Annotated in this window: 18 protein-coding genes and 2 pseudogenes; 15 read left to right on the forward strand and 5 right to left on the reverse strand. The window is 61.9% G+C overall.

Annotation, left to right across the window (positions count from 1 at the left end; all coding sequences use genetic code 11):
- Nucleotides 1–254 (reverse strand): annotated as a pseudogene (locus P0D71_RS31600) (hypothetical protein); the annotation flags it as partial.
- Nucleotides 255–509: 255 nt separating this feature from the next.
- On the opposite strand from P0D71_RS31600, the gene P0D71_RS31605 reads away from it, so the two are divergent.
- Together P0D71_RS31605 and ppk2 are read left to right on the forward strand one after the other, a co-directional pair.
- On the forward strand, nucleotides 510–908 hold the full coding sequence (locus P0D71_RS31605; RefSeq protein WP_408184305.1) for a VOC family protein: 399 nt from the start codon (nucleotides 510–512) through the stop codon (nucleotides 906–908).
- Nucleotides 909–1,062: 154 nt separating this feature from the next.
- Nucleotides 1,063–1,989, forward strand: coding sequence for a polyphosphate kinase 2 (gene ppk2 / locus P0D71_RS31610; RefSeq protein WP_091806702.1), 927 nt, complete (start codon nucleotides 1,063–1,065; stop codon nucleotides 1,987–1,989).
- Nucleotides 1,990–2,086: 97 nt separating this feature from the next.
- Here the strand turns inward: ppk2 and P0D71_RS31615 are convergent, their stop codons facing one another.
- Nucleotides 2,087–3,673, reverse strand: a complete 1,587-nt coding sequence (locus P0D71_RS31615; protein ID WP_091806704.1) for an inorganic phosphate transporter — start codon at nucleotides 3,671–3,673, stop codon at nucleotides 2,087–2,089.
- 444 nt (nucleotides 3,674–4,117) lie between these two features.
- Between P0D71_RS31615 and P0D71_RS31620 the strand changes: the two genes are divergently transcribed.
- Complete coding sequence (locus tag P0D71_RS31620) at nucleotides 4,118–5,005, forward strand: CHAD domain-containing protein (protein ID WP_408483479.1); 888 nt, start codon at nucleotides 4,118–4,120, stop codon at nucleotides 5,003–5,005.
- Nucleotides 5,006–5,105: 100 nt separating this feature from the next.
- Here the strand turns inward: P0D71_RS31620 and P0D71_RS31625 are convergent, their stop codons facing one another.
- Complete coding sequence (locus tag P0D71_RS31625) at nucleotides 5,106–6,152, reverse strand: VTT domain-containing protein (protein WP_091806710.1); 1,047 nt, start codon at nucleotides 6,150–6,152, stop codon at nucleotides 5,106–5,108.
- Nucleotides 6,153–6,433: 281 nt separating this feature from the next.
- Between P0D71_RS31625 and P0D71_RS31630 the strand changes: the two genes are divergently transcribed.
- Entirely contained in the window at nucleotides 6,434–7,339 is a 906-nt protein-coding gene (locus tag P0D71_RS31630; RefSeq protein WP_408483480.1) for a DMT family transporter, read from the forward strand.
- Between the two features lie 27 nt (nucleotides 7,340–7,366).
- Here the strand turns inward: P0D71_RS31630 and folE are convergent, their stop codons facing one another.
- Together folE and P0D71_RS31640 are read right to left on the reverse strand one after the other, a co-directional pair.
- A complete protein-coding gene (gene folE, locus P0D71_RS31635) occupies nucleotides 7,367–8,005 on the reverse strand; it encodes a GTP cyclohydrolase I FolE (protein ID WP_091806717.1) in 639 nt (212 codons plus the stop codon).
- A 152-nt stretch (nucleotides 8,006–8,157) separates the two neighbouring features.
- Nucleotides 8,158–8,508, reverse strand: a pseudogene (locus P0D71_RS31640) (type 2 periplasmic-binding domain-containing protein); the annotation flags it as partial.
- A gap of 469 nt (nucleotides 8,509–8,977) precedes the next feature.
- Here P0D71_RS31640 and P0D71_RS31645 point away from each other — a divergent pair.
- From P0D71_RS31645 to wecB, 11 genes are all read left to right on the forward strand, one after another.
- Complete coding sequence (locus P0D71_RS31645) at nucleotides 8,978–9,685, forward strand: 3-oxoacid CoA-transferase subunit A (protein ID WP_091806720.1); 708 nt, start codon at nucleotides 8,978–8,980, stop codon at nucleotides 9,683–9,685.
- 13 nt (nucleotides 9,686–9,698) lie between these two features.
- Nucleotides 9,699–10,358 (forward strand): 3-oxoacid CoA-transferase subunit B, encoded by a 660-nt coding sequence (locus P0D71_RS31650; RefSeq protein WP_408483481.1) that lies wholly within the window; start codon nucleotides 9,699–9,701, stop codon nucleotides 10,356–10,358.
- Between the two features lie 47 nt (nucleotides 10,359–10,405).
- Nucleotides 10,406–11,785 (forward strand): 3-carboxy-cis,cis-muconate cycloisomerase, encoded by a 1,380-nt coding sequence (locus P0D71_RS31655; RefSeq protein ID WP_408483482.1) that lies wholly within the window; start codon nucleotides 10,406–10,408, stop codon nucleotides 11,783–11,785.
- Nucleotides 11,786–11,790: 5 nt separating this feature from the next.
- Nucleotides 11,791–12,582: a 3-oxoadipate enol-lactonase gene (pcaD, locus tag P0D71_RS31660; protein WP_408483483.1), complete on the forward strand. Its 792-nt coding sequence runs from the start codon at nucleotides 11,791–11,793 to the stop codon at nucleotides 12,580–12,582.
- Nucleotides 12,579–12,974: a 4-carboxymuconolactone decarboxylase gene (gene pcaC / locus P0D71_RS31665; RefSeq protein ID WP_091806734.1), complete on the forward strand. Its 396-nt coding sequence runs from the start codon at nucleotides 12,579–12,581 to the stop codon at nucleotides 12,972–12,974. The genes pcaD and pcaC overlap by 4 nt, the downstream gene beginning before the upstream one ends.
- A 63-nt stretch (nucleotides 12,975–13,037) precedes the next feature.
- Nucleotides 13,038–13,259 (forward strand): hypothetical protein, encoded by a 222-nt coding sequence (locus tag P0D71_RS31670; RefSeq protein ID WP_143048408.1) that lies wholly within the window; start codon nucleotides 13,038–13,040, stop codon nucleotides 13,257–13,259.
- A 236-nt stretch (nucleotides 13,260–13,495) separates the two neighbouring features.
- Complete coding sequence (locus P0D71_RS31675; protein ID WP_408483484.1) at nucleotides 13,496–14,344, forward strand: ABC transporter permease; 849 nt, start codon at nucleotides 13,496–13,498, stop codon at nucleotides 14,342–14,344.
- Nucleotides 14,345–14,362: 18 nt separating this feature from the next.
- Complete coding sequence (locus P0D71_RS31680; protein WP_408483509.1) at nucleotides 14,363–15,715, forward strand: ABC transporter ATP-binding protein; 1,353 nt, start codon at nucleotides 14,363–14,365, stop codon at nucleotides 15,713–15,715.
- A gap of 48 nt (nucleotides 15,716–15,763) precedes the next feature.
- On the forward strand, nucleotides 15,764–18,475 hold the full coding sequence (locus P0D71_RS31685; protein WP_408483485.1) for a glycosyltransferase: 2,712 nt from the start codon (nucleotides 15,764–15,766) through the stop codon (nucleotides 18,473–18,475).
- A gap of 177 nt (nucleotides 18,476–18,652) precedes the next feature.
- Nucleotides 18,653–19,729, forward strand: coding sequence for a class I SAM-dependent methyltransferase (locus P0D71_RS31690; protein ID WP_408483510.1), 1,077 nt, complete (start codon nucleotides 18,653–18,655; stop codon nucleotides 19,727–19,729).
- 67 nt (nucleotides 19,730–19,796) lie between these two features.
- A complete protein-coding gene (wecB, locus tag P0D71_RS31695; protein ID WP_408483486.1) occupies nucleotides 19,797–20,900 on the forward strand; it encodes a non-hydrolyzing UDP-N-acetylglucosamine 2-epimerase in 1,104 nt (367 codons plus the stop codon).
- Nucleotides 20,901–20,915 lie beyond the last annotated feature (15 nt).

Below are 20,915 nucleotides of genomic sequence, written 5' to 3' on the forward strand. Positions count from 1 at the left end.
CGGGGGGGGGGGGGGGCGGGCGCGGGGGGCCGCCGGGGGGGGGGGGGGGGCCCGCGACTCGACGGGTCGCCGGGCAGCCGGCGTTCGACGGAAATGAAGGCGACCGCCTGCTGTACGCGTTCCAGCGCGCCAATCACCGTGCGGGAGTAGGCGTCGAGCAGGGCGTCGTCGGCTAGAGGATTGAGTGTTTCGGGCCCGGGGGCGTCGGATGCGGCGCGCGACAGGTCATCGATGAAGCGTGGGCGGCTTCCCATGGCGATGCTCCGGATAAACGGAATTGCAGATGCGGGGCGTCGCGAAGGTTTTCAAGTGCGCTGGGGCGAGTTGCGCAGGCGCGGCCTGTGAGACACTTTCTGAGCGAGCCGCGAGCCGCGAGCCGCGAGCCGCGAGCCTGCAGTCCGGCCGGCCCAGCCCAATCCAGCCCGCTCGGCACGAGCGCCACGTTCGCCGGCGCGGCATGCACCATGCTGATCACATCGCGAGCCCGCCATACCCAGGAGACAGCCGCCATGAACTCACCCGCCACGTCACCCTCGTCGAACGGGCCCATTGAACCGCGCATCGAATCCATCAGCGCGATCACGCTCGCCACCCGCGATATGCCGCGCGCCGTGCTGTTTTACGAAGCGCTCGGCTTTCCCATGAAATTCGGCGGTCCACAGGAGGCATTTACATCGTTCGCCTTCGGCGGTTCGTATCTGAACCTGATCGTGGATGCGCGCGCGCCGGTCGCCTGGTGGGGCCGCGTGATCATTTATGTCTCCGACGTCGACGCGCTTTATCGCAAAGCGCTGGCGGCGGGCCTCAAGCCGTCGCTGGAGCCGTCCGATGCGCCGTGGGGCGAGCGCTATTTCCACATCACGGATCCGGACGGCCACGAAATCAGCTTCGCGAAACCGTTGCGCTAGCGCCGGATCGCCGCACAAAACTCGCTATCATGGACGTCGAAAGGCGCGGGCCCTACCGGTAACACGGCTGACACTTGCCGCTTCGATAATCGAGCGCGTCCGCGTCGCGCTTCCCGCCGCGCGCCTAACCATTTCCGTTGCCAGGAGAGCCGCAATGAAAGAGCAGGACCCGAGACCTGAAGCCGAATTGATGGCAGAGCGGCAGCGCCGTTTCGAAGAGGACCTGATCGATGCGTACGACGAGGAACTCGAGATGGAGGTCGACGACCGCATCATCGACGGCGCGGAGGGTTTCACACCGGAGCACCGCGAAGCGCGCAAGATGTACTTCCGTGAGCTGTTCCGGCTGCAAGGCGAACTCGTCAAGCTGCAGGACTGGATCGTGCAAACCGGCCACCGCCTCGTGGTCATTTTCGAGGGGCGCGATGCGGCCGGCAAGGGCGGCGCGATCAAACGCATCACGCAACGGCTCAATCCGCGTGTGTGCCGCGTGGCGGCGCTGCCCGCGCCGAACAACCGCGAACGCACGCAATGGTATTTCCAGCGATATGTGTCGCATTTGCCGGCCGGCGGCGAAATGGTGCTGTTCGATCGCAGCTGGTACAACCGCGCGGGCGTCGAACGCGTAATGAATTTTTGCAGCGACGAAGAGTACGAAGAGTTCTTCCGTTCGGTGCCGGAATTCGAAAAAATGCTGGCCCGAAGCGGCGTGCAGATCCTCAAGTACTGGTTTTCGATTACCGACGAGGAACAGGAAATCCGCTTTCAGAACCGCATTCACGACCCGCTGAAACAGTGGAAGCTGAGTCCCATGGACCTGGAAAGCCGCCGCCGCTGGGAGGCCTATACGCAGGCCAAGGAAGTGATGCTGCAACGCTCGCACATTCCCGAAGCACCGTGGTGGGTCGTGCAGGCGGTGGACAAGAAACGCGCCCGCCTGAACTGCATTCATCACTTGCTGAGCCAGGTGCCGTATCACGAGATCGAGCATTCGCGTGTCGAATTGCCCGCGCGCGTCTATCACGACGAATACAGCCGCCAGCCGGTGCCGTCGTCGATGATCGTGCCCGAAGTGTATTGATTCTTCGGCATACGGCGGGGTGAAAAAAAGCGCGGCCAAATGTGAGCCGCGCTTTTTTACGCCGCGGCCGGTTCCGGAACCGGCCGTCGCGCGGAGTTCAGAACACCGCCCGGAAAACCCAGTACAAGCCCGCAGCCAGCGCGATGGAAGCCGGCAACGTCAGCACCCAGGCAAGAACCAGACTGCGCACGGTGCCCCACTGCAGGCCGGAACCGTTGGCCGCCATCGTGCCGGCCACGCCCGAGGACAGCACGTGCGTCGTGGAAACCGGCAGGCCGTATGCGTCGGCGGCGCCGATCGTCAGCATCGCCACCAATTCCGCCGATGCACCCTGTCCGTACGTTAAATGCTGCTTGCCGATCTTTTCGCCGACCGTCACGACAATGCGCTTCCATCCCACCATGGTGCCTAGACCGAGCGCAATCGCCACCGCGACCTTGACCCACGTCGGAATGAACTTGGTGGCGTGATCGGTCTGCGCCTTGAAGTTGTCGATCGCTTTGGCGTCGTCGGGCGCGAAAGCCGGTTGCCTGGCTTTGTCCATCAGGCGGATCGCTTCGGAAGCCACGTACATGTTGTTGCGCACGTTGTCCACGAGGCCTTGCGGCACGGCGGCCATCGATCCCGACGCGCCCACCTGGCCGGCAATGATCTCGGTCAGTTGCTGCAAGGCCGGCAACGTGGCGGGCGTCAGCTGGCGCGTGCGGACATAAGCCTCGACATCGGCGCGTGGATTGGTGGAAGGCGCGGCGCCCTGGGTGTACTTGGCGAGCGTCGCGGAGGTTTGATGCGCGACGGCGAGGAAGGTTTGCGTTTCCGCTGGCGTGACAGCCTTGTTCAGCGCGTAGGCGGTGGGTACCGTGCCGATCAGGATCAGCATGATGAGGCCCATGCCTTTCTGGCCGTCGTTCGAGCCATGCGCGAACGAAACGCCCGTGCAGGTCAGAATCAGCAGGCTGCGGATCCAGAAGGGCGGCGGCTCCTTGCCCTTCGGCTCGGCATACAGCGCCGGAATGCGCACGACGGCCTTCAGGATCAGCAGCAGCAAGCCAGCTGCGAGAAAGCCCACCAGCGGCGAGAACAGCAGCGACTTGCCGACGCCGAGCGCCTGGTTCCAGTCCACGCCGCTCGTGCCGTTGCTGCCGTGTATCAATTGATTCATCAAGCCGACGCCGATAATCGAGCCGATCAGCGTGTGCGAACTCGACGACGGCAGTCCGAAATACCAGGTGCCGAGATTCCAGATGATCGCGGCGATCAGCAGCGCGAAGACCATGGCAAAACCGGCGCTGCTGCCGACCTGCAAGATCAGCTCGACCGGCAGCAACTGCAGAATGCCGAAGGCGACGGCGCCGCTCGACGTGAGCACGCCGAGAAAATTCCATCCGCCCGACCACACCACGGCGATGTTCGGCGCAAGCGAATGCGTGTAGATGACAGTCGCGACCGCGTTCGCCGTATCGTGAAAGCCGTTGACGAATTCGAAGCCGAGCGCGATCAACAGCGCAACACCGAGCAGCAGATAAGGCAGAGCCGAGCTTTCGCGAACGGGCTGTAAGTCATCCATTAAGTGCACGGCGCAATACACGGCGCCGACCAGAATCACGGCGAGAAAGATGATGAGGCCGATACTGCGCCCCTTTCCGCTAGCGGTGCCTGATTGTGGATACGAAAGTTCCGGCATGACGGGAGCCCTGAAGTTTGTCGCGGAACTTCCGATGCTGCGGGGGCGGTGTGTCGCAATGATGACAGTGGCGTGACGCCCGAGGCGCGCAGCCGCTAGACGCGCACCTCGGTGGAACACGGTGTGAAAAATTGTCCGATCGGAATGCTCAGCTGTCCGAAAAGGACTTTGATGGGCGGACGACCAGGAAGCCGATATCACTTCGCCGCCGAGCAGAGCCGTTGCGCCCACAATGAGGATTCGCATGGAACCTGCTCAAACTGACTCGTTTGCTGATTGCGCCAATGCGAAGCGCGAGGCCTTTTCGCCGCGGGACGTCGTGGCGCGTGTTTGAGGCAGGCGCTTCTGGGCCTACCAGCCATTATTCTGGCGTACTGGCCAAGCGCTTACCGACTAGGCCCTTTTTTTGCTAGGCTGTCAGAACGGTGTATTCAGGGATCTTCAATGAAACGCGAGAGCCACAAAGCCGACCCACGCTCCAGCGACAGCGATCCACCCGCTGCTGCGCCTTCCGCGCAAGCGGCCTTCGCCTCGTACGCGGCGCCGCTCGTCGATGAAGCGATCGAACACACCAATGCAGTGCGCGAAGACGCATCACCTGAAGCACTGCACAAACTGCGCGTCTCGCTGCGGCGTTTGCGTTCGTTGTGGTGGGCCTTCGCACCATTGCTCGAAAAAGGCGAGAGCACGCGGCAACGCGCGCTCTACCAATTTCTGGCCACGGCCGCCGGCAAAACGCGCGATTGGGACATTCTGATCGAATTGCTGACGAGCGACGACCGCGGCGCACTCGGCGCCGCCGCCGACCTGGCGCCCAAACTTCAGGGCGCTCGCGGCGGCGCAATGGCGACGAGCCGCGAAACGCTCTCGAATGCCGAAGTCAAACATCTGTTGCGCGAAGCCTTGTCGAGTGCTTCCAAAGAACTGAACACCTCGCATGAACGCATGCCGCTGCGGAAGTTCGCCACTCAACGCGTGGCGACTTCCGAGAATTCCTTGAAAAAACGGATGAAACGCGCGCGTCGGGCGAAGCGATCCAACTACGCTGCCTTTCACAATGTCAGGAAGGCGGGGAAGAAGCTGCGCTATCTGCTCGAGTTTTTCGGGCCGGTCCTGAGCGGCGGGCGCAAACGTACTCTCAAACGCTTGAAGCAGATCCAGAAACGATTCGGTGCGCTGAACGACGTGGTCGCTAGCGAAATGTTGTTGCACGAGAATAGGGCCCTGTTCGACGGCGCCGGCACTGGCGATACCGACGCGGCGCTTCAGTGGCTCAAGAAGGAACGCAAACGGAGGATGCGCGCGGCGGCGGGTTTGCTGCGCAAATTATGATGGCGCGCCCATCGTTGCGCGCTTCTGCGAACGAAATGGCACAGATGGCATCCGCATAACGACCTGGGACGCGCGTCCGCATAAGTGGGACGCATGCGGCTCAAGTGCTTTGACTGCTGCGCGGAGCGAAGCCGCGCAGCGTGATGGCCCCGTGGGCCTCACCGCCTGGCAGCGGCGCGCGTCTGCCGGTGAACAGCTCGTCGGCGGGTGGCAGCGGTTCGACCGGAAAGCCACGCCGCTGCCAGGCGTCGAGGCCGCCCCGGAGTGCGCGAATCCTCGTATAACCGTTGTCCCGCATGCGTTGCGTGATATCGACAGCCGTCGCGCTGTCCGGGCAGATGCAGTAGATCACCGTATCGTGCGCCCGCAGGGCGCCGTCGATCTGCTCCGGCGAGTGCGGATCGAACGCGAGCGCGCCCGGAATGAGTCGCGGCGCTTCGAACGAAAGGGCTTGCGGGCGGGCGTCGAGCACCTTGGGCGGCGCGACGTGGCGCCAGCCGGGAACGGCGGTTTGGGCTGCGGCATCCGCGGCGGCTTGCGCGAAACGGCGGCGCTCGCGGCGCCGTTGCTGCAAACGAAACACGAGATAAATCAGGGCGGCGGCCAGCAGAATGTCGATGACAGTGCCGCCGCGCGCTTTGACAAACTCGAGCAGCATGTGCAGTTGCCGTTCCGCGGCAGCGCCGCCGAGCAACCAGAAATTGGCCCAGGCGAGGACGCCGGCAAGGTCCCAGGCCGCATAGATGCGCGCATCGACAGCGGTCGTGCCCATCAGCGGCGGGGTGATGAGCGCGAGCCCAGGGACGAACTTCGAGATCGACACGAGCGGCACGCCGAAACGCTCGAACAGCGCGCGCGCTTTATTGACCTTCGGATAGACGGCCGGCGAGAGGCGGCCTAACGCGGCGATCAGCTTGCGGCCATACAGGCGGCCGGCCGCGAACCATGCGCCGTCGCCGATCAGCGCGCCGAGTACGGCGGCGGCGAGGATCGGCCAGAAGGACAGCGTACCGGCAGCGATCGCGGAGCCCGCGAAGAGCAGCACGGGAACCGCGGGAATCGGCACGCCGAGTCGCGTCAACAGGACGTTGAGGAACACGACCGCGCCGCCCCAGGTCGATACCGCCGAAGACGGAAATTCTACCAATTGAGAAACTCCTGTTCTTGCGCTTGAATCGGCGTGCTATGCGGCTTTTCTACCGGGATGCAAAGTGTGTACCCGAAGGGCCCGATTGTTGGCTCCGCGCCGACCGTTGTAGCCGCTCGCTCAGGATACTCGATGGATTTGGCGCGGGGCCAGCATTGACGGCATGTCGTGATTCCACGAACCCGATTCATTGACTCACTCTCTCGCTGCAATTTCATTCAAGACCGTCGGCCGACGTACGCCTAATCTTCGTGCTCGTTCCAACTACACAGGACAGCACCATGAACTCGCGGCATGCCGGATACCTGTTTTGCGCGCTGGCCATGATCGGAGTCGGCAGCACGGTGGTGGTCAGTAAATCGATCGCGGCCGGGCTGCCGCCGTTCAGCGCCACCGCGCTGCGTTTCGCGATTGCCTTTCCCCTGTTCGTGCTGGTGATGCGCTGGCGCGGCGTGCGCTGGCCGCGTCTGGACCGGCGCGATACCTTGCTCGTGATCGCCCAGGCAGGGGCGGGCAGCGTCGGCTACACGGTGTTGCTGATCTGCGGGATGAAGCTCGCCTCGGCTGCCGATGCCGGCGTGATTGCCGGCACCTTGCCCGCCGTGTCGGCCGGTGTCGCCATGCTCGCGCTCGGTGAGCGCCCCGGGCCCGCGCTGCTCGGCGCGATCCTGCTGGCGACGGCCGGCGTGCTGGTCTGCACCGTGCATCTCGACGCGTTCCCTGTGCCGCATGCAGCCAGTTCTCTGGCGGGCAACGCGCTCGTGTTCCTTGCGATTGTCTGCGAGGCGTTGTTCATCCTGCTCAATCGCAAGCTGCGCACGGCGGTTGCGCCGTTGCCGCTGTCGGCGTTGATGTGCGGTATCGGCTTCGCGGTCGCGATCGTGCCGGCCTGCTTCGAACGACCGTGGACGTTACCGGTCGATGCCAGTGCACTGGTTGGCGTGCTCTATTACGCGCTGGTGCCGACCGTGGCGGGCTTCGTGCTCTGGTACGCGGGCGCCGCGCGAATCAGCGGCGCGGAAGCGGGGCTGATGACCGCGCTCGTGCCGGTGAGCGCGGTGGCGTTGGCCGCGCTGGTGCTGCGCGAACCCGTCAGCGCGGCGCAATTGGCCGGTGTCGCGTGCGTGCTGGGCGCGGTGTTGTTGGCCACCTTCGGGGTGATGCGCAGAAGGCCCGGCGTGGCATGAGGCGCTGTTGTCGAAGCTGGGCTGTGCCTACGTGTTGGAGACAGCCACCACGCCCGGATTACCGACGATCGACAGAAACTCGCGGCGCGTGGACGGATCCGTGCGAAACGTGCCGAGCATGCGCGAGGTGACCATCGTCACGCCGGCCTTGTGCACGCCGCGAGTCGACATGCATTGATGCGCGGCTTCGAGAATCACGCCGACACCCGCCGGTTGCAACACGTCGTTCAAGGTGTCGGCGATTTGCACCGTCATCTTTTCCTGGATCTGCAGGCGCTTGGCGAACGCATCGACGAGGCGCGCCAGCTTCGAGATGCCGACCACGCGATGCTGCGGTAAATACGCCACGTGCGCGCGCCCGATGATCGGCACCATGTGATGTTCGCAATAGCTCTCGAAACGGATGTCTTTCAGCACGATCATTTCGTCGTAGCCGTCCACTTCGGAGAAGGTGCGGGCAAGGATCTCGCGCGGGTCGACCTGGTAGCCCGCGTAAAACTCCTCGTATGAGCGCACCACGCGCGCGGGCGTATCGAGCAGGCCTTCACGCGCCGGATTGTCGCCGGCCCAGCGCAGCAGCACGCGAACGGCTGCTTCGGCTTCCTCGCGGCTCGGGCGCTCTGCTGCGGCCGTGGGTTTGATCTTCTTTGCCTTGCTGCTGGTCATCCGTCGCTCCTCCGGGATCGCGCGTCGACGCTGTACGGAGCGCGCGGGTTCAATGAGTGCGGCCATTGTTCCATGTTTTTCACCGCGCCGTGGCGATGTCCCTTCTCGTCTCATGCAACATCGCCGCTATCAGTGCGCTGATAGTCCGCCGCTCATTTCGGCCATTCGTCCATCGCGTCGTTGAACAGTTCGGCGACCACGCTGCGCAGCCAGCCTGCGCGCGGATCGTTATGAAACTTGCGATGCCAATGCTGCCGCAGATCGAAATGCGGCAATGGCAGCGGCGGCTCGACCAGCGTGATCGACGCGTGCTCCGACACGTACGCGAAGCCTATCGCGTGCGGCACGGTCGCCAGCAGGTCGGTGCGCGCGAGGATGAACGGCAGGCTCATGAAGTGAGGCGTTTCGAGCACCGCGCAGCGCTTGATGCGCTTCTTCTCCAGGTAGTGTTCGAGCACTTCCTGGCTGCGTCCTTCGGCGCGCACGACCGCATGGGCCGCCGCCACGTATTGCGCGGTGCGTGTGTCCTCCACGTTGTCGAGGCAAGGGATCCGTTTTAGATCCAGGCTCGTTCCAGACATGTTTGCGTGACCCGCGGCGCCGGGCGGGGCGGCGTACTGGATATGAGGATGGAGGTTAGTCGGGCAACCCTGACGCGGGATAGTGCCGCTTGCCCGCTATCGACACGCGAAGCACGCAACAAAACCTGCACAACGCGCGGCAAAACCTATGATTAAGGGGAATTCCCTGCCTTGACAACCTGCCCGAAGGACAACCATAATCGCCTAAACGTTCGCTAAACGAATCCATGTTCATACAACGAACAAATTTGAAGCGAGCTAACCGACGGCGCCAGCCCGCATCCGCACTTGGCGAGCCACCGCCCGCATTGGCCCGGAGACCGTTCCGCGCACGCTCTGCCTGAAACGCAGCCAGCCTCGCGGCACGCAGCGCCCCAAAAGGAAATTCGACATGATCAACAAGATTTTCGAGTCACTTCAGTCGGCCGTCGCCGATGTCCAGGACGGCGCGACCGTCATGATCGGCGGCTTCGGCACGGCCGGCATGCCGTCGGAATTGATCGACGCGCTCATTGAACAGGGCGCGCGCGACCTGACCATCGTCAACAACAATGCCGGTAACGGCGATATCGGCCTCGCGGCGCTGCTCAAGGCCAAGCGCGTGCGCAAGATCATCTGCTCGTTCCCGCGCCAGACCGATTCGTATGTGTTCGACGCGTTGTATCGCGCCGGAGAGATCGAACTGGAACTGGTGCCGCAGGGCAATCTCGCGGAGCGCATTCGTGCGGCAGGCGCGGGTATCGGCGGCTTCTTCACGCCGACCGGTTACGGCACCAAGCTCGCCGAAGGCAAGGAAACGCGCCTGATCGACGGCCGGCACTATGTGCTGGAGTCGCCGCTGCATGCCGACTTCGCTCTGATCAAGGCGTACAAAGGCGATCGCTGGGGTAATCTCACGTATCGCAAGACGGCTCGCAATTTCGGACCGATCATGGCAAGCGCGGCGAAAACCGCGATCGTGCAGGTGTCGCAAGTCGTGCCGCTCGGAGCGCTCGATCCCGAAGTGATCGTCACGCCGGGCATTTTCGTGCAGCGCGTGATCGAAGTGCCGCAAGCGGCGCACGCCCCGCTGCCCAATCCTCACGACGCTGCCGCCTGAACCGGAGACCGACATGAAAAAACTGACCCGCGATGAAATGGCCAAGCGCGTTGCGCTGGATATTCCCGAAGGCGCCTACGTGAACCTCGGCATCGGCGTGCCGACGCTGGTGGCCAACCATCTCGCCGCTGACACGGAAATCTTCCTGCACAGCGAAAACGGTTTGCTCGGCATGGGCCCGGCGCCGGCCAAAGGCGAGGAAGACGACGAACTCATCAACGCCGGCAAGCAGCACGTCACGCTGCTCACGGGCGGCTGCTATTTCCACCATGCGGATTCGTTCGCGATGATGCGCGGCGGCCATCTGGATTTCTGCGTGCTCGGCGCCTTCCAGGTGTCGGCCACGGGCGATCTGGCGAACTGGCACACCGGCGCGCCCGACGCGATTCCCGCTGTTGGCGGCGCGATGGATCTCGCGATCGGCGCCAAGCAGGTCTATGTCATGATGGAGCACCTGACCAAGCAGGGCGAGAGCAAGATCGCCGCCGAATGCAGCTACCCGGTAACCGGTGTGGGTTGCGTCGACCGCATCTATACGGACCTTGCGATGATCGATGTCACGGATCAGGGGCTCGTGGTGCGCGAGATTTTCTCGGATATCGATTTCGATGCACTGCACAAGCTGACCGGCGTGCCGCTGATCGACGGTACGCAAGCCGCAAACGCGGCCTGACGCGCGGCGGCGCTTTTACTTTCGATAATTCGGCCACTCACGCCATCATGCTCGACTCCAGCGCCCGTCTGACGGGCCTTCTTTGCGGCACGCAGCCCATGAACGACATCTGGGCGCCGCGTGCCACGCTGCAACGGATGCTCGACGTGGAAGCGGCGCTCGCGCGCGCGTCAGCCGCGCATAACGTCATCCCACATACGGCGGTGGGCGCCATCGAGGCCGCCTGCCAGGCCGATCAACTCGACGCCGACGCGCTCGCGCGCGACGCCGCGCTCGGCGGCAATCTCGCGATTCCGCTCGTCAAGCAGCTCACCGCGCGCGTCAAGGCGGCCGACGCCGAAGCGTCGAAATACGTGCATTGGGGCGCCACCAGCCAGGACATCATCGACACGGCGACGGTGCTGCAATTGCGCGACACCTTCGATCTGCTCGACGGCAGCCTGCAATCCACCTGTCACGCCGTGGCGAAACTCGCGGCCACCCATCGCGCCACGCCGATGATCGGCCGCACCTGGTTGCAGCAGGCGCTGCCCATTACGCTCGGCCTGAAATTCGCGCAATGGCTCGACGCGCTGCTGCGTCATCGCGAGCGGCTCGATGCGTTGCGCGCCCGCGTGCTGGTGCTGCAATTCGGCGGCGCGGCGGGCACGCTGGCGAGTCTGCGCGATGCCGCGCCGCAAGTGACCCGATCGCTCGCACAGGAACTCGGCCTCGCCGTGCCGACCTTGCCCTGGCACACGCAGCGTGATCGCATTGCCGAAACGGCCTCGCTATTCGGCATGCTGATCGGCACGCTCGGCAAGATCGCGCGCGACATCTCGCTGCAGATGCAAACCGAAATCGACGAACTCGCTGAACCGGCCGCGGCCGGCAAAGGCGGTTCGTCGACCATGCCGCACAAGCGCAACCCGGTCGGCTGCGCGGCGGTGCTGACGGCGGCCACGCGTGCGCCGGGGCTGGTCGCCACGGTGTTCGCGGGCATGGTGCAGGAGCACGAACGCGCGCTCGGCGGCTGGCAAGCCGAGTGGGATGCGTTGCCGGATCTGGCGCGCCTCGCGGGCGGCGCACTCGCCAACATCGAACAGATCGCCGTGGGGCTGAACGTGAACGTGCCGCGGCTCGCCGCCAATCTCGACATCACGCATGGCCTGATTCTCGGCGAAGCGGTCATGCTCGCGCTCGGCGACAGCATCGGCCGGCTCGACGCGCATCATCTGGTGGAGCGCGCGTCGAAAGCCGCGATCCGCGACGGGCAAACCCTTCTCGACGTGCTTGCCGCAGACCCGGCCGTGACCGAACATCTTCCGCTCGAGCGTCTGAAGCAATTGCTCGATCCTGCTCAATATGTCGGCCAGGCGCACGCTTATGTGGACGCCGCGCTGGCACTTCACACCACGCGCTCGCAGCGCGACCATTCCAGGGAGTAACCGGCATGCCTTACGCCGCAGTCAACGGCACCGAGCTTCATTATCGAATCGACGGCGACCGCCACGGCAACGCGCCGTGGATCGTCCTGTCGAATTCGCTCGGCGCCGATCTGTCCATGTGGGCGCCGCAAGTCGCGGCGCTGTCCAAACACTTTCGCGTGCTGCGCTACGACACGCGCGGCCACGGCCATTCGGAAGCGCCAAAAGGCCCCTACACGATCGAGCAACTCACCGGCGACGTGCTCGGCCTGATGGACACGCTGAAGATCGCCCGCGCGAATTTCTGCGGACTGTCGATGGGCGGCCTGACTGGCGTTGCGTTGGCGGCGCGTCACGCGGATCGTATCGAGCGCGTCGTGCTGTGCAATACGGCCGCGCGCATCGGTTCGCCGGAAGTGTGGGTGCCGCGCGCCGCGAAAGCGCGCACCGAAGGCATGGCCGCGCTGGCCGATGCCGTTCTGCCGCGCTGGTTCACGGCGGACTATATCGAGCGCGAGCCGGTGGTGCTGGCCATGATTCGTGACGTGTTCACGCACACCGACAAGGAAGGCTACGCGTCGAATTGCGACGCGATCGACGCCGCCGATCTGCGCCCCGAGGCACCCGGCATCAAGGTGCCCGCGCTGGTGATCAGCGGCACGCACGATCTGGCCGCCACGCCGGCGCAAGGCCGCGAACTGGCGCAGGCGATAGCGGGCGCGCGTTACGTGGAACTGGACGCCTCGCATATTTCGAATATCGAGAAAGCCGACGCTTTCACGAAGACCGTGATCGACTTCCTGACGGAGCAGAAATGAACGACGAAGACCGTTACGAAGCCGGGCTCGGTGTGCGCCGTGCGGTGCTCGGCAGTGCGCACGTCGACCGCTCGCTCGCGAACCGTACTGAACTGACGGAAGAGTTTCAGAATTTCATCACGCGCTATGCGTGGGGCGAAATCTGGACGCGCGACGGTTTGCCGCGCCACACGCGCAGCCTGCTGACCATCGCGATGATGGTCGCGCTCAACCGCAGCGAAGAGCTCGCCCTGCATCTGCGGGCCGCGAAGAATAACGGTGTGACGCGTGAGCAGATCAAGGAAGTGCTGCTGCAAACCGCGATCTATTGCGGTGTGCCGGCGGCGAATTCGGCGTTTCACCTGGCGGACAAATTGTTTCGTGAGGATGATGCCGCGGCCGCGCAGCCGTAAGCAATGCAATCGAGATGACGTGCCAGGCAGCGTGCGAATGCACGCTGCTTCTGAACATCGACGATGTTCGATTTCATCCGGCCTGCAACGGGCTGTGATACGGATACCTGGTATCCGGCGGGCGTTCGACATGAACGCCGCGCACTGCGGGATTCGGTCGCATTCCACTTCCCTCGATTTTTGCAGAAAATTCCTGCACTGAAGTCGAATATTCCCGCAACCGTTTCTGACTTTCTTCTTTGTGCCTCATCATTTTCTAAGGTTTTAGCCGACCCAATTCGTTGACAATACGAATGCTGGTGAACTCTCGGTTATTAATCTTTTGCACATTTTAGATGTGAATTTAACTACTTCAAGATAGTGATATTCGTTCGCGCGAGTTTGGCAAGACCGTAGGATTATTCAAGAGCAATGGAGCAGGCACCGACTGGCGAAATCCCGGCAGGTTCATTCGTCGCCGCATGATTTGCCTCTTCGTTGACCGTTAAATCAGCCGGCGCTGTTCAAGGCGATCTGCCAATATGAGCTTTACCTATAAACACGATGGTCGCGAGGAATCTCATCCTCGTGCTCATTTTCGCGATCTTTTGTTGGTTCCCTGGCAGCAACGCCAGCTTATCGTCGCGCTAACCAGGCGGGATATATTGAGCCGATATCGCGGATCGGTAATGGGACTGGCGTGGTCTATCGTTCAGCCGTTGATCATGCTCGCCATGTACACGGTTGTTTTCGGCACGCTGTTGAAATCGCGCTGGCCAGGAACTGACAATAGTTTTCAGTTCGCGGTGATTCTGTTCGTGGGCCTCATTCTGTTCAATTTCTTCGCCGAGTGCCTGAATAGAGCGCCGACCGTTATCACGACCAACGCGAACTACGTCACGAAGGTCGTCTTTCCTCTTGAAATCCTGCCGTGGATTACCGTCGCCTCGGCGGCATTTCACTTCATGACGAGTCTTGTCGTCTGGGTTGTCTTTGCGCTGTGCGTATACGGAAAGCTTCAATGGACGATCGTCTTTTTGCCGGCGCTCTTCATTCCGCTCGCGTTTGTCGGCGTGGGTGTGGGTTGGCTGTTCGCCGCCACCGGCGTCTACGTGCGTGACCTGACCTATGTCACCACGCTGCTTTCATCCCTGTTGATGTTCCTGTCGCCGGTTTTCTACGCGCTCGATACTTTGACGCCCGCTTTCAGGGCACTCATTCTGGCCAATCCGCTAACTTTCATCATCGAGCAGGCACGAGCGGTCATGATCGCGGGCGAGTTGCCTGACTTTGCGGGGATCGCGATCTATCTGCCATGCAGCATCGCTTTCGCGTGGATCTGTCTGGCCTGGTTCCAGAAGACACGCGAAGGATTCGCGGACGTTCTGTAAAGGCCGATGCTCATGGAAATGAATCAGGTTGGCAAGCCTGAAACCACGATTCAGGTGACAGGTGCCTCGAAGCGTTTCGACATATACGAAACGCCGCTCGACCGTCTCAAGCATATCGTCTTCCCAAAACGCACCGGGTATTCGCGGGAATTCTGGGCGCTTCGGGACGTATCGCTCTCGGTCACACGGGGTGAAACGGTCGGCATCATTGGGCGCAACGGGTCCGGCAAGTCCACGCTCTTGCAGATAATTTGCGGAACACTGCGCCCCACCCAGGGTGACATCGCGATCAACGGTCGCGTGGCGGCGCTGCTCGAATTGGGAGCCGGTTTCAATCTGGAGTTTTCCGGTCGGGAAAACGTCTATCTGAACGCCGCCATGCTGGGAATGACTGCCGACCAGATCGATCGGAAATTCGCCAGCATCGAGCAGTTCGCGGAAATTGGCGATTTCATCGATCAGCCCGTCAAAACTTACTCGAGCGGCATGTATGTGCGCCTCGCGTTTGCCGTGGCCATTCACGTCGACCCGGCGGTCTTGATCATCGACGAAGCCCTTGCCGTGGGCGACGCGCGCTTCCAGGCCAAATGCTTCAACAAGATCAAGGAACTCAAGGAATCAGGCGTCACGATTCTTTTCGTGTCGCATGACGTCGGCTCGGTGCGAACCTTGTGTGAGCGTGCCGTCTGGCTCGATGGTGGGCGGGTTCGGATGGCGGGCAACGCGTTCGCCGTTACCGCGCAATACACGCAGTTCATGTCCGAAGGACTCGGCGAAAGCGAAGCGATCGGAGTGTCCGGTCAGTCGGCAGATAGCGCGGCCGGTGTTGAGGAAGAAGCGAAGCAGAACGATCAGGCCGCTGAAAGCGCGGGGCGGCTCGCCCCAACTGCCAGTGACGAACCGATCAACCATTGGGGAACGCACGTTGGATCGATCGTGTCGGCCCAGGTCCTGAACTCGGCCGGTCGGCGCCAAAGCGTGTTCACGGCATTCGAGCCGATGATCGTCCGCCTGGCGATCCAGATTCCTGAAGGCATCGATCGCCGCGCGCTGAGCGTGGCTTTCTCCATCAAGGATACGAAAGGCACGGATCTGATCGTCCGGACCACTCACGACGAGAAAGGCATTGACTTCGATTTCGAAGGCAGTGAGTTCGACATCGCGTTTCGCCTGAGAAACCAGCTCAACACAGGACGGTATCTGCTCGTGGCGGCCCTCGAAGACCGGTCTGCCGCAGTGCCGCAGTACTACGAGTACATCGAGGGCGCCGGCTATTTCTCTTCCTATGTTGAAAGCGATAGATACGGGCTGTTCCTGCCGGATATCACAGAAGAAATACGCATGGAAGAAACGCCTTCAGACAGGCGGTGACGGTATCAGAAAGAGCAATTGGAATAACGGCGACTCGAGAGGTTGGCCATGGACAGACAAGAAGCGATGCCAAACGTAACGCGGAGACACACCCTCGCATCGGTCACGAAGCGGAGCACTTCGATCTCCGACGCGGATGCTCTCATCACGCAACACGAGCAGATTGCAGAGGAGCAGCGTCTCGCGCGCAGAGACCGGTACACACTGGCGAAGCGGTTGTCGGACGCGCTGTCGGAAATCCATAGTCTCAAGCGCTCGCTGGACGACGTGTCGAGCGAGCTTGTGCGCGAGGTTCGCGAGCGCGAGCGTGTGCAGGGCTCCCTCAGCGAAATTTTCGAAAGCAGTTCGTGGAAGTTGACCGCGCCAATGCGACGGATTGCGAGCGCGGTTTATGCGCTGGCGGCGCGCGGCAAGACGCAGACGCCGGCGGTTGCCGTTGTACCCATGCATGACGTCCTGCCCGTAGCCGGCGGAGACTACGAAGTCCATACACGCGCCCAGGCGACATACTTTGGGAACTACGCGAAGGAACCCTCGAAACAAAGAAGGCACCAGATCAGCCGCCTGCTTACGGCGCATCCGGACCGCCGGGGTGTGGTGCTGTGCCCGGTTGCCTACGATCTTTCGCTCAAGCAGCGTCCCGACCACCTCATGGCCGAGTTCGCAAAGGCGGGCTATCTTTGCGTGATGCTGGAGTACGGCGGTCTTTATCCCGTGATCCAGCCCAAGTCAAACAACCTGTACGTGTCCAACATGGTCGAGGATTTCCTCGGCTATTTTCAGGACGAGCCGGTCACGCTCTATCTTCACTGGCCCGGTTTCAAGTACGTCGCCGAAATCTGCCGTGCCGCATTGACGATTTACGATGTTCTCGATGACCTGACCATCTTCGCGAACTACTCCGACGTCATGCGTTGCGACCATGACGTCTTGCTGCAGATCGCGAATGTCTGCCTGTTCTCGTCGAATCGGCTGTACGAGGCGAACCGCGCGAAGGTCACGAATGCGCTGCTGCTGGAAAACGGGGTTTATCCGGAAGACTTCGTTCACGGCGAGCGCGAGCGATGCGACGTGCCGGCGAAGCTGTACGAGATGGTGGCGAACCGGAAGGTTGTCGGCTACCACGGTGCAATTTCGGAGTTGCTCGATTTTGATTTGCTCGACGAAATCGTGCGACTCGACGGCGTGGTGATGCTGTTCGTCGGTCCTGTCGTCGCTTTCGAGCCGCAATACGGCGTCGAGGTGCAGGAGCGCATGGCGCGTCTGAAGACGTTCGACAATTTCATTCACCTCGGCCCGAAACCGTATGCCGAACTGAAGCACTATCTCGCCTGGATCGATGTCGGTGTTGTGCCGTTCGTTGTCAGCGAGAAAACCGACCCCGTTTCGCCGCTGAAGCTGTTCGAGTATCTGGCCGCCGGGAAACCGGTGATCGGCACGCCGACCCGGACCATCAGGGAATACGAACACGCCATTATCGTCGCCTCGGGAATCGACTTCGTCGACGCAGTAGCGAGCGGCCAGTGGTCCTCCGCGTACACGGAGGCGTCCGCAGAGGTTGCGAACGCGCACGCCTGGCCGGTGCTTCACGCGCCGTTGCTCAGACAGGTCAACGCCGGGAACGTGACGAGGCTGACGGCCGCTTGCGCACGGCGCACGGTGAAGGTGGACATCATCAACGTCAACTTCTACGACTGGAACGGCGAAACCGTCTATAAGGGCGGGGCGGAACGCTACGTCTACGACCTCGCAGTCGTGCTGCATGGCATGGGCTGCGAGGTTCGTCTGTTGCAGAACGCCCGGGAGCCGTTCGAGCGCGATTTCCGAGGCGTCAAGGTAGTCGGGATCAATGCCGCCGACAATCTGGATTTCGACGTGATGTCTGGCAAGTACGCCCAATTCTGCGCGGATGCCGATCTCATTATCGCGTCACCGACTGAACTTGCCGCGTCGCTCGGGAAAAACAAGCGCGTTATCTCGATCAACCACGGCATTCATTGGGACGGAGCCTCCAATAACCTCGCCACATTTGACCGGGGACGCTATGAACCGTTGTTCCGCGCGCTGCGCAACAGCGACCAATGCGTGTGTGTCGATACGAATTTCATCAACTGGGTGCGAACCTATGACTGGGCGCTCGCCAATACACTCACGTACGTCCCGAACTACGTCGATCTCGAGTCTTTCAGGAGCCATCCGAAGAACTTCGAGACAGAGGAGTTATGCGTTCTGCTGCCGCGCCGGCTTTATGAAGCGCGCGGTCTCTATCTGACCATCAACGCGTTCGATCTCCTGTTTTCGCGGCGCCCGGATATCCGCCTGGTCCTGTGCGGTCAGGCGATCGACCACGATGCGCAAGCGGTGAAAGCGTTCATGGCGGGTCATCCGCACAGGGTGACGTGGATCGAATACGACATGGAGGACATGTACAAAGCCTATGTCGACAGCCATATCGTGCTGGTCCCGACCATGTATTCGGAAGGGACGTCCCTGTCCTGTATCGAGGCGCTGGCGACCAATAACGCGGTCATAGCGACGAACGTCGGCGGACTGCCGAACCTGATCGTCGACGGGTACAACGGCAAGCTGATCCGTGCGGACTATATCGAGCTTGCGGCCGCTATCGAAGAACTGGCCGACGATCGAACGAGGCTCGCGAGACTCGCGGCGCACGGACTCGAGTCCTCGGCCGCGTTTGCCAAGCAGGAATGGGAAAAGCGCTGGCGCGAAGTCATCGAAAGCACGCTGACTGTCGACTAGGCATCTTTGCTCCCTATCGCGAACGTCCGCGCATTCGATCGAATGAGCAGACCAACAGGCCTTGTAATGACAGACATCAACTCAAAGCAATACTGGGACCATCGTTTTTCGACGGACTGGGTCTCTGCCGGCGGACATGGCCAAACGCGATTTTTCGCGACGATTGCGGCCACGCTGATGCCGGACTGGTTCAAGGACCTGGTGTTGCGCGAGCAATGGAAGATTTGCGACTGGGGTTGTGCGGAGGGGCAGGGCGTAGATGAACTGAGCAAATGGCTTGGCGTGAACTCGATCACCGGTGTCGATATTTCGGAAGTGGCGATCGAGAAGGCCCGGGCCTCTTTTCCCCGTGGGTGTTTCAAAGCGCAGTCTCTCGACGAGCTAGACGACTACGACGTCATTTTTTCGTCGAATACGCTTGAACATTTCGACCGCCCGTTCGATGTTGTCGCACGGCTTGCGGAGCACACCAGGCGTTTTCTGGTTCTGCTTCTGCCGTTTCAGGAATATGACCGGATCCCCGAGCATTTCTTCACGTTCGACCTGGCCAACATTCCCGTCTGTCCGGTGCCCGGTTTCGCCGCGGTGGCCTGCCGCGTCGTCGACACGTCGAAAATCAATATCAACTACTGGAACGGGAAGCAGATATTGCTCGTCTACGCGCGGCTCTCGGCGCTCGGAGACACTCGGCCCGATCTGCGCAATTTCTTTGTGGGCGACGATACCTACGAGGCGTTCGCGCGAGAGCGCAGTGAAGGCATTGCCCAGATGCACGCCTCAGAGAGGGAGCAGTTCGCGGCACAGCTTGCTCAAACTCATAGCGAGCGTGCTGCGACGACCGCGCGTCTCGAATCGACAGAGAACACGCTGCAGCAAGTATGCGCAGAACTCGACGCAGAGAAGGTAAAGCTGGAGCGCTTGCAAGAGACGCTCTCCGAACGGGATCAAGCACTCGACGAATTGCAGCAAGCGCTCAGCGAGCGGGAGCAGACAGTCCGCGAACTATCACGAGCAATCACCGAACGCGACCAGACAATGGGCGAAGCGAGCCAGGAACGCCGCGCTCTGTCTGCGGAGATTGCTTCGCTTCACGCGTGCATCGAAAAATACAAGATCGACGGCGAACATTGCGCGGCGCTTCTTATCGAAGTCCGAGCGCATGCGGACGCGGTCGAGAGGCAATTGAACACGATGCTGCGCTCGAAGACCTGGCGGCTCAGAAGCGCGATCCGCCGGTTGGTCGGTAGAGCCTGACCGTGCGAAAACACACCATCGACTGCGACTCCCCATCCTTTATCAAGTCCCCATACCGGAAAACGCCGTGAAAAAACGTAAGATCATCGTCACTATCGGAACGCGTCCCGAAGCTGTGAAAATGGCTCCGCTCGTCAAGCGGTTGCAGCGCGAAGACTGGGCGGACTGCCGCGTCCTGGCAACGGCGCAGCATCGCGGCATGCTCGATCAGGTGTTGCGTCTGTTCGAGATCGAAGCCGATATCGACCTCGATATCATGCAACCCAATCAGTCGCTACCCATGCTGACATCGCGGCTCATGGTTCGCCTCGATGATGTCCTTGCCGCCGAACAGCCCGACGTGCTGCTCGCGCAGGGCGATACGACCACTGTACTGACGGCGGCGCTCGCATCCTTTTACCGGCGCGTGCCGGTCGGGCATGTCGAAGCCGGACTGAGAACCGGTGATCTGTCGAATCCGTTTCCGGAAGAAATGAATCGTGTGGTCGCAAGCCGGCTTGCGCGCTGGCATTTCGCACCGACGGAGACCGCGAAACAGAATCTCCTCACAGAAGGTATCGATGCAGCGAGCGTGTTCGTCACCGGCAACACGGTCATCGACGCGTTGCTGGACGTGGCCGCGCGCTGCGATGGTGCAACGCCTTTCAAGGGCGATAGCCGGCTGATTCTAGTGACCTCGCACCGTCGCGAGAATTTTGGCGAGGCGTTTCAGAACATTCTTCGAGCAATCAAATCGATCGCCGATAACAATCCTGACGTTCATGTGCTCTATCCGGTTCACCCGAATCCGAACGTGCGTGAAACGGCCTTCGCCCATCTCGACAACCATCCACGGATCACGCTGTGCGAACCCCTGGATTACCTACCGTTCGTTGCGGCGATGAAGCGGGCCTATCTGATCCTGACCGACTCCGGTGGCGTGCAGGAGGAGGCGCCCGCGCTCGGCAAACCGGTGCTCGTGCTACGGCGCGAGACAGAGCGCCCAGAGGCGGTCGCGCACGAGGTCGTCAAGCTCGTGGGCACCGAATACGCCGACATTGTCTCGAACACGCAACGGCTACTCGACGACCCGGTCGAATACAAGCGTATGGCGCGAGGCGTGTCGCCTTATGGTGACGGTCACGCGTGCGGACGAATCGTAAGCGTATTGAGAGATCACTTTCAGGTGTAGCGCCATCTAGCAGCG

The organism is Paraburkholderia sp. RL17-383-BIF-A (assembly GCF_046028015.1).
In the GTDB taxonomy this organism is placed as follows: Bacteria; Pseudomonadota; Gammaproteobacteria; order Burkholderiales; family Burkholderiaceae; genus Paraburkholderia.